9 protein-coding genes and 1 pseudogene are annotated in these 16770 nt (G+C 66.2%); 6 read left to right on the top strand and 4 right to left on the bottom strand.

Going from position 1 to position 16770, the window contains the following annotated elements; all coding sequences use genetic code 11:
- From AC5Y30_RS01180 to AC5Y30_RS01170, 3 genes are all read right to left on the bottom strand, one after another.
- Window positions 1-1455 carry an amino acid permease gene (locus AC5Y30_RS01180; protein WP_499915572.1) on the bottom strand — a complete coding sequence of 485 codons (1455 nt, stop codon included), beginning with the start codon at window positions 1453-1455 and terminating at the stop codon, window positions 1-3.
- A gap of 95 nt (window positions 1456-1550) precedes the next feature.
- Window positions 1551-2402, bottom strand: coding sequence for a CbiQ family ECF transporter T component (locus AC5Y30_RS01175; protein WP_499915570.1), 852 nt, complete (start codon window positions 2400-2402; stop codon window positions 1551-1553).
- Window positions 2399-4498 carry an ABC transporter ATP-binding protein gene (locus AC5Y30_RS01170; RefSeq protein WP_499915569.1) on the bottom strand — a complete coding sequence of 700 codons (2100 nt, stop codon included), beginning with the start codon at window positions 4496-4498 and terminating at the stop codon, window positions 2399-2401. The genes AC5Y30_RS01175 and AC5Y30_RS01170 overlap by 4 nt, the downstream gene beginning before the upstream one ends.
- 74 nt (window positions 4499-4572) lie before the next feature.
- Here AC5Y30_RS01170 and AC5Y30_RS01165 point away from each other — a divergent pair, with 74 nt between their 5' ends.
- The 3 genes from AC5Y30_RS01165 (at window position 4573) to AC5Y30_RS01155 (ending at window position 9633) form a co-directional block, all read left to right on the top strand.
- Window positions 4573-5076, top strand: a complete 504-nt coding sequence (locus tag AC5Y30_RS01165) for a MarR family winged helix-turn-helix transcriptional regulator (RefSeq protein WP_499915567.1) — start codon at window positions 4573-4575, stop codon at window positions 5074-5076.
- A 93-nt stretch (window positions 5077-5169) separates the two neighbouring features.
- Window positions 5170-7629, top strand: coding sequence for an ATP-binding cassette domain-containing protein (locus AC5Y30_RS01160; RefSeq protein WP_499915566.1), 2460 nt, complete (start codon window positions 5170-5172; stop codon window positions 7627-7629).
- Window positions 7630-7680: 51 nt separating this feature from the next.
- Window positions 7681-9633, top strand: coding sequence for an acyl-CoA dehydrogenase family protein (locus AC5Y30_RS01155; protein ID WP_499915565.1), 1953 nt, complete (start codon window positions 7681-7683; stop codon window positions 9631-9633).
- A gap of 47 nt (window positions 9634-9680) precedes the next feature.
- On the opposite strand, the gene AC5Y30_RS01150 is transcribed toward AC5Y30_RS01155, so the two are convergent.
- The gene (locus AC5Y30_RS01150) at window positions 9681-10148 is read right to left on the bottom strand and encodes an LppP/LprE family lipoprotein (RefSeq protein ID WP_499916701.1); all 468 of its coding nucleotides are present in this window, start codon (window positions 10146-10148) and stop codon (window positions 9681-9683) included.
- Between the two features lie 329 nt (window positions 10149-10477).
- Here AC5Y30_RS01150 and AC5Y30_RS01145 point away from each other — a divergent pair, with 329 nt between their 5' ends.
- From AC5Y30_RS01145 to AC5Y30_RS01135, 3 genes and pseudogenes are all read left to right on the top strand, one after another.
- Window positions 10478-14719 (top strand): bifunctional nitrate reductase/sulfite reductase flavoprotein subunit alpha, encoded by a 4242-nt coding sequence (locus AC5Y30_RS01145; protein WP_499915563.1) that lies wholly within the window; start codon window positions 10478-10480, stop codon window positions 14717-14719.
- A 122-nt stretch (window positions 14720-14841) separates the two neighbouring features.
- Window positions 14842-15123, top strand: a complete 282-nt coding sequence (locus AC5Y30_RS01140) for a hypothetical protein (protein ID WP_499915562.1) — start codon at window positions 14842-14844, stop codon at window positions 15121-15123.
- A gap of 270 nt (window positions 15124-15393) precedes the next feature.
- A pseudogene (locus tag AC5Y30_RS01135) lies at window positions 15394-16747 on the top strand (MBL fold metallo-hydrolase).
- Window positions 16748-16770 lie beyond the last annotated feature (23 nt).

Genomic DNA, 16770 nt, shown 5'->3' with positions numbered 1-16770 from the left:
TTACCGGACATCGTCCGATGAGGACTCGACCACCTCGTCGTTGAGCGCGCTGTGGTGGCGACCCCACACGAAATAAAAAATCAACGCCAGCACCACCCAGCCGGTGAATGCGACCCAGGTGTACCAGTGCAGGCTGGCGAGGATGTAGCCGCAGGCCGCCACCGAAAGAATCGGTGTGACGGGATAAGCCGGGACCTTGAATCCTCGTGGCAGATCAGGCTCGCGCACCCGCAAGATGATTACTCCGACGGATACGACGACGAACGCGGTGAGCGTGCCGATCGACACCATGTCGGCGAGCTTCTGCAGCGGGATGAAGGCGGCCAGGGTCGAGGCCACGATGGCGACGATCACCGTGTTGGTCACCGGGGTCATGGTGCGTGCGTTCACCGTCGCGAACCTGGCGGGCAGTAGCCCGTCACGGCCCATCGCGAACAGGATGCGGGTGAGGCCGTACATGGTGACCAACGTGACGCTGAAGATCGAAATGACCGCTCCCGCAGCCAGAATCGTGCCGGCCCAACCGCCGTGGGTGACGTTGTCAAGAATCGTGGCCAGCCCGGCTTCCTGCTGGCCGGCGAAGTCCTGCCACGGCTGGGTGCCCAGTGCGGCGACCGCGACGAGGACGTAGGCGCCGGTGACGGTCAGCAGCGCGCCGATCAGCGCGCGCGGCATGGTTTTCTGCGGGTTGTTCACCTCGTCGCCCGCGGTGGACACGGCGTCGAGGCCGATGTAGGAGAAGAAAATGGTGCCGGCGGCCGAACCGATACCGGAAACGCCGAAGGGCGCGAAGTCACGGAGATGGCTCGCGTCGAACGCCGTGAAGGCGACGACGGCGAACACGACCAATACGCCGAGTTTGATCATCACCATGATCGCGTTGACCTTGGCCGATTCGCTGGCGCCGCGGATGAGCAACAACGCGCACATGGCGATCAGCAGGACCGCAGGCACGTTCACGTATCCGGGTTGGGTGTCCCACGGCGCGGCCGACAGGGCTTGCGGCAGCTGGAATCCCAGGACATTGCTCAGCAATTTATTCAGATAGCCGCTCCAGTTGACCGCGACCGCCGCGGTCGCCACCCCGTATTCCAGTAGCAGGCAGGCCGCCACGCCCACGGCCACGACCTCTCCCAGCGTGGTGTACGCATACGAATACGACGACCCGGAAACCGGCACCGCCGAGGCCAATTCGGCGTAACAGAGGGCCGCGAGCCCAGCGGCGATACCAGCGAGAAGGAAGGAGACGATCACGCCCGGCCCCGCTTCGGGGACCGCCTGCGACATGACGAAGAAGATGCCGGTGCCGACCGTCGAGCCAACCCCGAACATGGTCAGCTGAAACGTTCCGATGCCGCGCTTGAGGTGATCCGCGGCCCCGTGCGCGGCGTGCGCACCCACCACCGGGCGCCGCCGCAGCATCTGTTCTTTCAGGCTGATCGACGTGGCTGGCAAGCGCCCCTCCTGTGGCCGGATCAGCTGATTATGAAGCAGCCTGCCGCAACTGCGTCGGACCGTGGGGCGCTTTCACCAAATGACGCAATCAGCGATCAGCCCACTTGCGGAAGCACCGTCTCGATCACTACCGCGGCGACGCAGACGGCAACGGTGATGGCGAGTGTCAACCAGTCGGCCAGTTTCGGCCGTGCCGGGCTGGCGGACAGCTGACCGATGCCGCCGCGGGCGGTGATAGCGTCGCCCATCTCGTCAGCCCGACGCAGGGTCACGACGACCGCTGCGGCCATCAGGTCGATCACGCCCCGGCGCTGCTGCCTTAACCGTGCCCTGCGACCTGAGGGTATTCGGTTGGGCCGCAACAACCGCGCGGCGTAGAGCACATGAAATTCGTCGATCAGCATCGGGAAGGCGCGCAGCGCGAGAGCCAGGGCCACCGCCCATTCGTCAACCGGAATGCGCAGCACTCTCAGCGGACGACCCAACGTCGCTACCGCAGGCGCGATTTCGGCAACGTTCGTGGTCCACGACACCATCGCCCCGAGGCCCAGCAGCACGATCGACAGGGCGGTGATCCTGAGGAATTGCAGCGCTCCACCGAGCCCGATGAGCACGCCGCCCATCGGCACCGTGGGGCTGCCGCCGGCCAGCGCCGCGGTCACAAAGCCCAACGCGAGAAGGGCCCACAGCCACCGCGGAATCGGCGGCAGCGCACCACGCGGGATTCGTGCAATCCAGACCGCCGCCGCCAGCAGGGCCGCCACCAACGCGATCGTCGTCCATCCCGGGTAAAACGTCAGAAGCACCGAAACGCCAAACACAACCAGCAACTTGGTGCCGGCCCACAGGTCGTGAATGGCCGATCGTCCGGGAACGGGGACCAGCAGGACGACCGATGGGGAACGCCGCCGATTCACATTGGTCGCCGCGGTCGAGGTTGTCGTCACGCTAGGCCTCCCGCCGCGGCAGTGGTAGACACCGTTTCCAGCGCACCGTCGCGCAACCGGATAGTGCGCGGACAAACCTCGTCAAGCCCGACGAAGTCGTGCGAAATGACCACTAACGTCACGCCGCGGGTACGGCGCAAATTCGCAAGCACTCGCAAAAGACCGCGCTGGCTGCTGGCATCCAGCCCTGCCAACGGTTCGTCGAGAATCAAGACCCGGGGCGAACACGCCAGCAGTCCGGCCAGCACCACGCGGCGCATTTGTCCACCACTGAGCTGATCGATGCGCCGCTGGGCGAGTGCCGGGTCCAGTCCGACAGCGATCAGCGCGGCGGCCACGCGATCGTGGTCGCGGTGCGAAAAGCCCGCGACTGAAGCCAGTTCCCGGTCGACGTGGCTGCGCATCAACTGCAGCCTGGCGGCCTGGAACGACAAAGCCACCGCGCCGACGTGCCGATGCGTGGGTTCGCCGTCGATGAGGCAGACGCCCTCGGTGGGCACAGTCAGCCCGGCCATGATCCACGCCAGAGTCGACTTGCCAGAGCCGTTGCCGCCGTGGATGAGCAGCCCATCACCTTGCTCCACCGTGAAGTTGATATCGCGCAACGCCGTCTTCGCCCACGGCGTACCGCTGTGGTATTCGTGTCCGACCCCCACCACCTCGAGGACCGGTTTGTTGGAACCGGGGGTGGCGGCGCCGGTCGGCACCGGCGCTGGCGCGATCTCGACCATGCCGCTGTTATCGGATGACTCGCTGAGATTGATCGTGCGGTCGGCCGATGCGGCCTCATTGTCGAAGTGCGTGATGTGCACCAGGGCCGTGCGGTGCCGCTCGGGTAGACCCGACAGGACATCTAACAAGAGTTCGCGGCCCGGCTGGTCGATCATGCTGGTGAACTCGTCGGCGATCAACAGCGAGGGCTCCCGGGCGAGTGCGGCGGCCAGCGCCAGCCGCTGCAACTCGCCGCCGGACAGGCTGCCGGTGTCGCGCTCGGCGAGCCGCTCGAGGCCGACCTCGCTCAGCAACTGGTTCACGTCGACTTTGGTGCCCGGTGGCAGGCCCCACACCACATCGTCTGCCACTCTGGTGCCCAGAATCTGGGTCTGGGGGTGCTGAAGCACGAGCGACGTGCCACCGACTCTCCCCAAACCCACTGCGCCAGGGCGATACACGGCGCCCGACGTCGGTTCCCGGCCCGCCAGAATCAGCGTCAAGGTCGTTTTCCCCGAACCGTTCGCGCCGACGACGGCGACATGCTCGCCGACCCGGAGGTCCAGGCTCATCTCGCGCAAGGCGTCTTGGCTCGCGCCGGGGTAACGGAACCGCACGTCGACCAACCGCACAGGCACAGGACCGATCGCGGCATCCGACAATCCAGCGCTGTCAGGGGTGTCCAGCTTGTGCACGTCGGGAATGTTGTGCATGCGCTCCAACAGCCGCGAAAGTACCCACCACCCGATCAACGACGAGATCATCACCCCGTAGGTGAGATAGCCGAGCATCAACCACGGCCAGTAATGCAGCCCCCAGGTAAAGCCCCGCTGCACACCGGCGGCGACTCCCTGCAGGTGTACTCGCACCAAGAATGCCTTGACGCCATCGACATTCGCGGTCATGACTTGAAAAATGAGGTGCCGCAGTCGAGTTAGCACTGTCAGCATTCCGACGGTTACGCCGCCGACGACGGCTCCGGCGACAAACGACGTGACAACCACTGTCGGTGCGCCCCGGCCCTTGCGTTTGACCAGCCCGGTCAACCCGCCGATATAGACGCAGTTGAGGACGGCCGCCAAGCTACCGAGGCCGGAGATGAGAAAAGTGATCATGCCGGCAGCGACCGTCGCGGCGAGGAGCACTCGAAGCCGGTAGCGGTAAGCCAACAGCGCCATGGGCACCGTGCCCAGCAGCGCCAAGCCCTGAGCGAACGGGATCACCGTGGCGATGATGGCGATCACCGCGCACAGAGCACCCATGACCGAGGCCTGTGCCAACTCGGTCGGTTGTAGGGGTCCACCCCGATCACGCAAACGGACCGGGGGTGGGGTTTTCACTTCAACGATTCTGCCAGGCCGCAGCGCTATGCCCCGCCAATACATCGTGTGATCTGCGCACGACGCGACATGGGTCGCCGTTTTGGCCTCGCTTAGCAAAGCTATGCAACCATGGATGCATGGACAACGTCGTCGATGCCGCAAAGCTCGAGGGAGCGCAGGGGCTGGGAGCCGATCTGCTCGCCGTCGTCGCGCGGCTCAACCGCATGGCCACCCAACGCATCCACATGCCACTGCCTGCGGCGCAGGCCAGGCTGCTGGCCACCATCGAAGCTCACGGCGAAGCCCGAATCGGTGACCTGGCCGGCGTCGACCACTGTTCGCAACCGACGATGACGACGCAGGTGCGTCGCCTCGAGGAGGCGGGCCTGGTCACCCGGATGGTCGACCCGGGAGACGCGCGTGCGGTCCGGATCCGCATCACGGCCGAGGGCAGGCGCACGCTCAACGCGGTTCGGGCCGACCGCGCCGCAGCGATCGAACCGCAATTGGCTCTGCTCGACCCCGCGGACCGCCAGGTGCTGGTGCAAGCGGTCGACGTGCTGCGCGGGCTGCTCGACAACGCCGCGCGTGGCACCTCCCTCGCGGGCCGGCGCACCACGGCGGAGCTCGGACGAGGGTAGACAGTTAAGCGAGCGCGGCGACCGGCGCCTGAGGGTGTGGCAGTCCTGAAGCGCGAGACCAATCCAGCTGACCGGTGATGAAAGGTGGCGGCCATGCCGACCGAGGCTTCGGCACATCCGGCCTCGCTGACCGTGTGGGCCGGGCCGACGAGGTATGTCTTCAGCCCGGGTCGTGACGTGATCGTGGGCTACGGCCCGGGTTGCGACATTCCGCTGGAGCGGCTCGACGATCCCCCGCAGTCGCCGCCAGCGCCCCGAGTCGACGTGATCCTGCGGTTCACCGGAACCCAGTGGGTGGCTATCGATCTGAGTCGCCGCGGCATCTTCGCCGGCGGATCCCGCCTGGCCAGCCTCGAGATCCGGGACGGATTGGGGATCGCCATCGGGGATCCCCAGCACGGTCCGCGGCTGGTCTTTCAAACCGCGCCCGCGGCCACACCACCCGGACCTCCCCCGCCCGGCGGCCCGGCGTATCCCCCGCCGCACACACCGCAGGCGCCTCCGTTTCCACCAAGCCCGCCGGGTGCTCCGAACGCGCCCGACCCGCGGATACCCACCCAGAGCGCCACCCAGCGCATGCCCGTCGCCGCGCCGCCGCCGCCGGCCGCCCAGCAGCCTTTCCAGCCCAGCCCGCCGCCACCGCCGCCCGGTGCGGTCCCCCCGCCCGCGGCGCCCGCGGCCCCGCCACCGATTGCGCCCATGGGTCCGCCCGCCGCGGAACAGGACCCGCACAAGGGCCCAAGCCTGATCGAGCGGATGGTGACCAGCAAGCTCCGCGCACAGCGGCCGTCGTTCCGCACCGCGGAACCCGACTCCACCTATCGCCTGCCGCTGCAGACCGCGTCACGAACCACCGGGATGAGCGCCTATCAGCTGGGGTTGACGATCGACGGGCACGAGACCCTGTCGGGCATCTCATTCAGGGCGCGTCCCGGTTCCATGACCGCGGTCATCGGGCCGTCGGCCGCGCGGAATTCCGCGCTGCTCGCGCTGCTGGCCGGCACCAGAGCACCCAGCTCCGGGCGCGTCACCGTGGACGATCACGACATCCACGCAGAGCCGAAGTCCATGCGGACTCGGGTCGGGGTGGTCGCGCGCGATGATCGTTTGCACAGGCAGCTCACGGTCGCGCAGACCGTGGAATATGCCGCCGAAATTCGACTGCCCCCCGACACCTTGCCCGAGCAACGCGACCGCGTGGTCAGCCAGGTTCTCGACGAACTCGGGCTGACGTCGCACCGGGACACCAGAATCCAAAAACTGACGCCCGAGCTGCGTCGGTGCGCCGCGCTGGCGGTCGAGCTCGTCACCCGGCCTAGCCTGCTCGTGGTCGACGAACCGACCGCCGGACTGGATCCGGCCCAACAACGTCAGCTCATGGCGATCCTGCGGCACCAGGCCGACATCGGATGCGCCATCGTAGTCGCGATCTCGAATCGCGCGTCCCTCGCCGATGTCAACGCGTGCGACCAGGTGTTGGTGCTCACCGCGGCGGGCAAGGCGGCCTATCTGGGAACGCCGTTGCAGATCGAGTCCGCGATGGGCACCACCGACTGGACGAGAGTGGTTTCGCAGGTCGGCGTCGATTCCGACGCAGCCCACCTCGCCTTCCGTGCGAGGCAGCAGACGGCGGCACCGGCCACCCCACCGGAAGTCGCGGCACCCGCTCCGCCGCCGCCCGGGCCGTCCAGGAACCGGCAGATCCGGCTGGTGGCCCGGCGCGAGGTCCGCCTGCTTCTCGGCGATCGCAGCTACTTCGCGTTCCTGGCGATCCTGCCGTTCGTGTTGGCGGGGTTGGCGCTGCTGATTCCGGGCCAATCCGGCCTGACGCGACCCGACCCGGGCAGCGCCAACACGCACGAGGCCATCGAAATCCTGGCCGCCCTCAACGTCGCCGCGGTCATCATCGGCACGGCGCTGACCATCAGGGCGCTGGTCTGTGAACACCGCATCTTTCGGCGCGAGCAAGAGGTCGGACTGACCGCACCGGCATACCTGACCGCCAAGATCATCGTGTACGCCCTGGCCGCGGCCCTCTGGACGGCCGTCGTGGTGGCGATCGTCATCGCGGTCAAGGGTGAGCCGGCGCCAAGCGCCGCCTTGTTGCACAACGCCACGGTCGAGCTGTACGTGAGCGTGGCCGTCACCGCGATCGTGTCCGCCGTCGTCGGGCTCGCGCTGTCGTCGCTGGGGAAGTCGCTGCGGGAGGTTCTGCCCCTGGTGGTGCCGGTGATCCTGGCATCTGCGCTGTTCAACGGGAGCCTGGTGCAACTGGTGAGTGTCTGGGGCCTGCAGCAGATCAGCTGGTTCGTCCCGGCCCAATGGGGTTTCGCGGCCACGGCTTCCACCGCGAATCTGCGCAGGGTCGACTCGCTGGCCGCCGACGCCGTGACGTGGACCCACTACAGCGGCTGGTGGGTGTTCGACATGGGGATGCTTGTCCTGTTCGGCGTCATCGCGGCCGGGTTCACGCTCTACCGACTGCGGTCGCCCCTCGGCGAGAACCGCAACCCGTCGCCCGGACCCCGGGAAGCCCCTCAACCGCGGCGCTGAGTTCGGGCGCCGTTGTTCGCCGCGACGCGAACTGCCCATTAGTGTCGGATCATGGCGCCTGAAACGACTACCACTGCCGACTATCTGCGCAATGCCTTGGACGGGCGTTGGCGCGACGTCAGAAACCGGATGCGGGACACGCTCACCGAGGACCTGTTCCGCCCGCACTACACACCGAACACGGTGATCGCCCGTACCAAGGTGGCGGAGCAGATGCGAATCATGGCGGCCTTCGGCGCGGCCGCCGACAGTTTCAAGAAAGAACATGGCGGCACCGGCGACGTCGGTGCGGCGATCACGATGATCGAGATGCTGGCGATGTCCGACCTGTCGCTGATGGTGAAGGCCGGCGTGCAGTGGGGGCTGTTCGGCGGGGCGGTGGAGAACCTGGGCACGGAGCGCCACCACGAGATGTACGTGCCCAAGATCATCAGCCTGGAGTTGCGCGGTTGTTTCGCGATGACGGAGACCGGACACGGCAGTGACGTGCAGTCGCTCGAGACCACCGCGACGTACGACCCTGAGACCCAAGAGTTCGTCATCGACTCCCCCACCCCGTCGGCCCGCAAGGACTACATCGGCGGCGCCGCCGAAACTGCAACCATGGCAGCGGTTTTCGCGCAGCTGATCACAACCGAGGATGGCAAGCCGGTCAATCACGGTGTGCACTGCGTCCTGGTCCCGATCCGGGACGAGGACGGCAACGACCTGCCCGGGGTCACCACGTCGGACTGCGAATACAAGGGCGGGCTGCCCGGGGTCGACAACGGCCGCATCGTGTTCGATCAGGTCCGCGTCCCGCGCGTCAACCTGCTGAACAAATACGGCGACGTCGCCGAAGACGGCACTTACAGTTCGCCGATCGACAACCCGAACCGTCGGTTCTTCACCATGCTTGGCACCCTGGTCCGCGGCCGGATCACGGTGGGCGGCAGCGCCGGCGCCGCCGGACGCGTGGCGCTGGATATCGCCACCCGGTATGCGTTGCAGCGCAGGCAGTTCAGCTCACCCGATGACGAGTCCGAAGTGCTGATCATGGACTACTTGGTGCACCAGCGGCGGCTGTTCCCGTTGATCGCGAAGTCCTACGCGTTGCAGTTCGCGCAGAACGAATTGGTCGGCAAGTGTCATGACGTGCAGAGCGCTGACGCGCCCGACGCCGACGAGCAGCGCGAACTCGAAGCGCGTGCCGCCGGTCTGAAGGCGGCCAACACGTGGCATGCCAGTCGCGCGATCCAGGAGTCCCGCGAGGCATGTGGTGGCGCGGGCTACATGGCCGAGAACAGGCTGATCGGGCTTCGGGGTGACACCGACGTGTTCACCACGTTCGAGGGCGACAACCACGTGCTGACCCAACTGGTGGCCAAGGAATTGCTCACGGCCTACGCCGACGACATCAAGAGCATGAGCCCGGTCGAATGGGTTCGCTTCGCAGCCAACACCGTTGGTGAACGCGTCGTGAAACGTACTGCGGCAGAAGCGATCATCCAGACCATCGTGGATTCCCGCCAAGACAGCGAGGAAGAGGGCAGCCTCTTCAACCGCGGCACCCAGATCAAGATGTTCGAGGACCGCGAGGAGTACCTGCTGGCGTCGGTGGCCCGGCGGCTACAGGCCAAATCCAAAGAGATGCCGGCATTCGACGCGTTCAACTCGGTGCAGGATCACGTGTTGCACGCGGCCAGCGCGCACATCGATCGCGTCATCCTGGAAGCCTTCGTCGCCGGGATCGAGGCGTGCCCCGACGAGCAGGCCCGCGAACTGCTCGGCATCTTGTGCGACCTGTACGCACTATCAGTCATCGAGGACGACAAGGCCTGGTACATCGAGCACCGCTACCTGTCCACCGAGCGCGCCAAAGCCGTCACCCGGGGAATCAACGACCGGTGCCGCGCGCTGCGCCCGCACGCCGAGACGCTTGTCGACGGGTTCGGGGTCCCGGAGCGGCTACGTTACGTCGAGATGCTGCACCCGGAGAACCTGGCCGAGGCCATCACCAACTGACGGGCCACTCGGCGATCTCCTCAAGGGTCGGCCGGGCCCGAGAAACCTTATTGGTTCGGAACCTTGCCGAGGGTTTGCAGCTTGCCATCCGGGCCGATCCGGAACTTGACCGTCCCGATGCCGGTGGGACAGCACAGCTGGTCGTTTCCCTTCTGCCACTGGTATTGAACGGTGACGGTGTCATCCGAGGGCGGCAGCACCGTTGTGTACGGCTTCGGGTTCGAGGTCGGACTGCCCAGCGGCCTGTTGTGGTCGAAGAAGATCAGCTGTTGCGGAGTTGATTCGCTGGCGATCGTCGGGATGATCTGCACCCAGTACAGCCGGCAGTTTCGCGTGTGCCCCCTGCCCATCTCGACCCAGATGGTGCCCGGGACGGCAACGGGAACCGCGGTGATGGCCCGGCGCACCGTGTCGGCCGTAGGTCCGTCGGAGTCCTTGCACGTGTCGGGCCGGGCCTGCGGCGGCGCGGCCGGCTTCCAGCCGCAGCCGGAGGCCAGCAAAACCAGGAAGATCACAATCAGCTGACGCACGCGGTGAGCTTAGCGAAGACTGTGAATGTCCCATCGGTTTGGTCAAAAACCCTGTTCTGAGAAGCGTTTCGAGGGACGTGCGCACTAACCTCGAGCGGGACAGGCGGTCGACGATGACCTGCGCTGATACGGCTCTTAGCCGTAAATTCCTCCGGCGATTTCACACCGGCGCGTTGGCCGTTGAGAGGAAGAAGTAAACCGGGGGAAATTTCGGGGCGCGATGCCGAAACATGCCTGCTCCACAATGAACTCACCCGATACGGAGCTAACCCGTACGCACCTGACGGAGGGACGTAAGCGTGGCTAGGGAGTCCATGGCGCCTGACAACGCCGTGAACACCGTGTGCGCTTACTGCGGCGTCGGCTGTGGCATGGTGTTGCAGATCACAACGGAGCCGGAAACCGGCCGCGATCACGTCGCCAAGTCGGTTGGGAACAAAGAACATCCCGCCAACTTCGGCCGCTTGTGCACCAAGGGCGCCACCACCTCGGACATGCTGCGCGCGCCCGGCCGGATGGATTCGGCGCATGCGCGGGCCGACCGCGGCGAACCTTTCGAGCCCGTCGGCATGGACCAGGCAATCACCCAGTGCGCGAAACGGTTACGCGCGATCATCGATGAACACGGCGCGGACGCTTTCGCGATGTACGTGTCCGGCCAGATGTCCATCGAGGCGCAGTACTTGGCGAACAAGCTGACCAAAGGGTTCATCGGTACCAACCAGATCGAGTCGAACTCGCGGCTGTGCATGGCCAGCGCGGGTTCCGGTTACAAGCTCTCATTGGGAGCGGACGGACCGCCCGGGTCGTACCAGGACTTCGAGCGTGCCGATGTCTTTTTCGTCATCGGCGCCAACATGGCCGACTGCCATCCCATCCTGTTCCTGCGCATGATGGACCGGGTCAAGGCCGGCGCAAAGCTGATTGTCGTCGACCCGCGCCGCACCGCGACCGCCGACAAGGCCGATCTGTTCCTGCAGATCGCGCCGGGATCCGATTTGGCGCTGCTCAACGGGTTGCTGCACCTGATCGTCGAGAACGGGCACATAGACGCAGACTTCATCGCCGACTTCACCGAGGGCTGGGAGGCGATGCCCACTTTCCTCGAGCAGTACTCCCCCGAGACGGTGAGCGCGGTGACCGGGATACCCGAGGAGGACATCCGCAAGGCGGCTCAGATGATCGGCGAAGCCGAGAACTTCATGAGCTGCTGGACGATGGGCCTCAACCAGAGCACCCACGGCACCTGGAACACCAACGCCATCTGCAACCTGCACCTGGCCACCGGCGCGATCTGCAAGCCAGGGAGCGGACCCTTCTCGCTCACCGGCCAGCCCAACGCGATGGGCGGTCGCGAGATGGGTTACATGGGGCCGGGGCTGCCCGGGCAGCGTTCGGTGGCATCCGACGACGACCGCGAGTTCGTCGAAAAGCTGTGGGGCATCCCCCGCGGCACGCTGCGCACCGAGGTCGGCAGCGGCACCATCGACATGTTCTCCCGGATGGCCGACGGGCAGATCAAGGCGTGCTGGATAGTCTGCACCAATCCCGTTGCCTCGGTTGCCAATCGAAAGACCGTACTGGCGGGCCTGGAACGCGTCGAATTGGTGATGGCCCAGGACGCGTTCTTCGACACCGAAACGAACGCCTACGCCGACGTGTTGTTACCGGCGGCCCTGTGGACGGAGTCCGAAGGGGTCATGGTCAATTGCGAACGCAACATGACGCTGTTCCAGCCGGCGGTGCAGCCGCCCGGGCAAGCCTTGCCCGACTGGCAGATCATCGCCCGGATCGCCTGCGAGATGGGCTTTTCGGACGCGTTCAGCTACGACTCCGCCGCGGAAATCTTCGACGAGATCAAGCGGTTCTCCAACCCGAAGACCGGTTACGACCTGCGCGGCGTCAGCCACGAGCGGCTGCGTGAGGGCCCGCTGCAGTGGCCGTGCGCCTCCGAAGATGAGGGCGACCGCAATCCGATCCGCTATCTCAACGACGGCGTCAGCCAGACGCGGCTGGTCCGCGAGGATGGCAGCGTGCCACGGCTGGCCTTCCCCACGGCGACGGGCCGTGCGGTGTTCTTCGCCCGCCCGCACCTGCTGCCGGACGAGATGCCCGACGACGACTACCCCTTCGTGCTGAACACCGGTCGCCTGCCGCACCAATGGCACACCATGACCAAGACCGGCAAGGTGGCCAAACTCAACAAGCTCAACCCCGGACCGTTCGTCGAGATCCACCCCGACGACGCCGCCCGCCTACAGATCGCCGACGACGAGCCGGTCGAAATCGCCTCCCGGCGAGGCCGTGCGGTGCTGCCCGCCGTCATCAGCGACCGGGTGCGGCCCGGCAACTGCTTCGCGCCCTTCCACTGGAACGACGCCTTCGGCGAATACCTGTCGATCAACGCCGTCACCAACGATGCGGTCGATCCGATCTCGAGCCAACCGGAATTCAAGGCGTGCGCCGTCACGCTGACGAAGGTCGCAGTGTCACAACCCGTTTCGGACATCGAGACCCCGACCCCCAGCGACACACCAGAACCCGCGCCCCCGGAGGTACGAGAAATCAGCGTGTCACGAGTCGACGCCCTCGGCGAATTACTTGGTGTGGCAACACAACCCAAGCCGAAATTCAACGAGCTCGGCCGCTCATACCTTGCCGGTATGCTGTCCGGGCTTCGCTCGACCGCGGGTCGTAGCGCCGGCGGGGTTCCGACCCTGCCGCTGACCGCGCCCTTCGATTCCAGCACCCGGCTTTGGGTGGACGGCCTGCTGGCGGGGCTGTTCTCGCGCATCGATGGGCCCGAGCCGATGGCGGTCGCAGACGGTGGCCAAGCGACTTCACCGCCGGGCACCCAGCGACCGCCCGACGCGCCGGCCCCTGCCAAACGCGCGGCCGAGCGAGCTCCCGTCGTGGTGCTGTGGGCGTCACAGACCGGGAATGCAGAGGAACTCGCCGCCGAGATCGCCGCGCGGTTGGGCGCCGCCGAACTTCCGGTCGCGTTGCACAGCATGGACGACTTCCCGGCCGGCGAGTTGGCGACGACGCGGGAGTTGTTGCTCGTCACCAGCACCACCGGCGACGGCGAAGCGCCCGACAACGGCGCCGGCCTCTGGCGGACGCTGACGTCGGACAACGCACCGCGACTCACCGGGACCCGCTATGCCGTACTCGCGCTGGGCGACTCCAACTACGACGATTTCTGTGGTCACGGACGCAAACTGGACGCGCGCCTCGCCGAATTGGGCGCGGCCCGCATCGCCGATCGGGTGGACTGCGAACCCGACTACGACGACGCCGCGTGGAAGTGGCTGGGCGACGTCATCGACGCCCTGACCAAGACGCCCACGTCGGTGGGCGGAGAGGGGGCTGCGACGGCGCCGGCCCGCGCTTCGGCGGTGGCGGCGCCATCACGACCGGGTGCTCCCGCAGCCGGCACCTATACCAAAAAGCATCCGCTGATCACCGGCATGATGCGCAACGTCGTGCTGAGTCAGCCGCAATCGACAAAAGACGTGCGGCACTTGGTTTTCGACATGCCGGAAGATTCCGTGACCTACGAGGCCGGTGACGCGCTCGGCGTGTGGCCGCGCAACAGCGACGAGTTGGTCGACGAATGGCTGTCGGTCACCGGGCTGAACGGGCAGACCCCGGTCGAGGTCGGCGAGCATGGTCTGATGTCGTTGCGTTCCGCGCTCACCGAGCGCATCGAGATCGCCCACATCAGCCGGGACCTGGTGCGCTTCGTGCAGGAGCGCACCGGTGACTCCACACTCGCGGAGATGCTCAAGCCGGAAAACAAACGGGCACTGGCGGATTGGACATGGGGTCGCCAGTCCATCGACCTGCTGTCGAAGCTGCCGGTTTCGGCGTCGGCCCACGAATGGCTGCGCGTCCTCAAACGCCTACAGCCGCGGCTGTACTCGATCTCGTCAAGCCCCAAAGCGTGCCCTGGAGAAGTTCACCTGACGGTCTCCCCGGTGCGCTTCAACTTCCAGGGCGTGCCACGCCGCGGGGTGTGCTCGACCTACCTGGCCGATCGCTCACCCGGCGACCGAGTGGCTGTGTATCTGCAGCAGTCGAGCAACTTCCGGCCTCCGAGCGACTCGGACACGCCGATGATCATGATCGGCCCCGGGACCGGCATCGCGCCATTCCGCGGTTTTCTGCAGGAACGACGCGCGCTCGGCCACACCGGACCCAACTGGCTGTTCTTCGGTGAGCAGCACGCCGCCACCGACTTCTACTACCGCGACGAACTCGAGCAGATGCGTGACGACGGGTTCCTCACCGAGCTGGACCTGGCGTTCTCGCGGGACCAGCAGCACAAGGTCTACGTGCAGCACCTGATGCGCAAGCGCGGAGCGCAGCTGTGGAGCTGGTTGCAGGACGGCGCCCAACTGTACGTCTGCGGCACCGCGGATCCCATGGCCAAGGACGTCGACCGGGCGCTCTGCGAGATCGCGGCCGAATTCGGCAAGCTCGACCCGGCCGCGGCGAAGGATTACGTCCAATCGTTGAGCGCCGACAAGCGCTACCACCGCGACGTCTACTAGCACCGACCCGCCCCACCGCAGGCGAAGCCGTAACACAGCGGAAACATCGCACACCCGCCGCCGAAACCTCCGCGTCGCACGATTCAGTCACAAGGTCGCGCGCCTGAAGGAGTGACGTCATCGTGGCTCGGGAGTCTGATGGACCCGATCGGGTCTTCACGAACGGCTGCCCGCTGCAATGCCGACTGCGGTACGCCGGCATCGCCGGGGAACCCGTCGGTGACCACTGCGACTGGGCGGGCCTGCCCGTCAACCTGGATTTCGCGTTCTCCCAGGGTCAGCGCGACAAGGTCTACAAGCAGCACCTGCTGCGCAAGCGCGGTACGCAATTCGGGCCGTGGCGACAGGATGCCCACGTATGCGTCTGCGAGACCGCCGAGGACGAATCGCTCGCCAGCGGATAACGACGCTTCTCACCTCAAGGCGTCGACATTGCCGCGCGACGCGGCCGACGCAAAAAATCACCGAGGTTGAAATCCCTTACTGCTTCGCCGCCATAGCTTTCGGGTGCGCCGAGCTGCGCTGACCCGATCCACCTGTCCTCCTGCCGGGGTCGTCGCCGGCTCGACAGACGGCGAGCAATCCGCGTTCCGGGTACTAGAAAACATGCCGATTGCCACGAGTCGAAGCCGCCGCCACGCCGCCGCGTACCCATCAAAGGTTTCGAAACCATGGTGAACGTGGCGATCATCGAAACGTCGGGCTTGGGCGACCGCAGCTATCTCATCAGCGACGGAGAGGTTGCCGTCGCGGTGGATCCGCAACGAGACATCGATCGGGTGCTCGCGCTGACTAAAGACCTGCGCATCACCCATGTGCTGGAAACCCACATCCACAGCGACTATGTGACCGGCGGCCTGGCACTGGCCAAAGCTACCGGCGCCCAATACGTCGTTCCCGCAGGCGAAGACGTCCACTTTGACCGCCGCGCAGTTGAGGATGGCGACCGGATAGACACCGGCGGAATTCATCTGCAAGCGTTGTTCACCCCGGGACACACCCACCATCACGTCAGCTATGTGCTGCGCGGGGATTCCGGGGACACCGTCGGCGTCTTCACGGGCGGGTCGCTGCTGTTTGGTAGCACCGGCAGAACGGACCTGGTCGGCGACGACCACACCGAGGAATTGGCTCGGCGGCAATACCATTCGGTGCGACGCCTCGCTGCTGAGCTGCCTTCGGAGACCGCAATCTACCCCACCCACGGATTCGGTAGTTTCTGTTCGGCGACGCCGCCCGACGGTGACGCCTCCACCATCGGCGAACAACGCCTGAGTAATCCGGCGCTGACCAAGGACGAACAGGAATACGTCGGCGAGCTGCTGGCCGGTCTTGCTGCGTATCCCGCCTACTACGCGCACATGGGCGTCATCAACAGGGCCGGCCCCGAAGCTGCGGACCTCTTCCCGGCCCAAACCGGTGGACGCGCAAGAGCTTCGGCACCGGATCGATGCCGGCGAATGGGTGGTCGACCTTCGCAACCGAACGGCGTTCGCAGCGGGGCACCTGCCCGGCAGCTACGGATTCGAGCTGTCGGGGTCTTTCGTGAACTACCTCGGGTGGCTGTACAGCTGGGGCGCACCGCTGACGTTGATCGGTGAAGACGCCGGGCAAGTCGCCGACGCTCAGCGCGAGCTCGCCCGCATCGGCGTCGATCGCCTCACCGGCAGCGCCACCGGCGACATACGCGCGCTGGCCGGCGGCGCGACGCTGGCCAGTTACCGGGTCGCATCCTTCGAGGACCTCGTCGACGCCCTCGACACACGCGCGGTCACGGTGGTCGATGTTCGCCAGCCACACGAATTCGACGACAGCCACGTGCGCGATGCGGTCAACATCGCGCTGCACGAGCTGCCGGAGCGCCTCGACGAACTCCCCGAAAACCGCGAGCTGTGGATCCACTGTGCCAGCGGATACCGGGCGTCGATCGCGGCGGCTCTGCTCGACCGGCATCGACGCCGCGTCGTGCTCATCGACGACGACTACGACAACGCCGAAAAACTGGACATCACCCAGGTCAGTGATTGAAAGGGCCTGCCATCACGGGTGCA

It is taken from the genome of Mycobacterium sp. NGS27, assembly GCF_059813005.1.
Note: the sequence above shows the minus strand (reverse complement) of the source record. Positions and strands in the feature narration are given on the sequence as shown.

Bases quoted from the DNA above. Each gene is read 5' to 3' on its own strand.
- AC5Y30_RS01155 (WP_499915565.1), top strand. From the start codon at position 7,681: ATGGCGCCTGAAACGACTACCACTGCCGACTATCTGCGCAATGCCTTG.
- AC5Y30_RS01165 (WP_499915567.1), top strand. From the start codon at position 4,573: ATGGACAACGTCGTCGATGCCGCAAAGCTCGAGGGAGCGCAGGGGCTG.
- AC5Y30_RS01170 (WP_499915569.1), bottom strand. From the start codon at position 4,498: ATGTATTGGCGGGGCATAGCGCTGCGGCCTGGCAGAATCGTTGAAGTG.
- AC5Y30_RS01160 (WP_499915566.1), top strand. From the start codon at position 5,170: ATGCCGACCGAGGCTTCGGCACATCCGGCCTCGCTGACCGTGTGGGCC.
- AC5Y30_RS01145 (WP_499915563.1), top strand. From the start codon at position 10,478: ATGGCGCCTGACAACGCCGTGAACACCGTGTGCGCTTACTGCGGCGTC.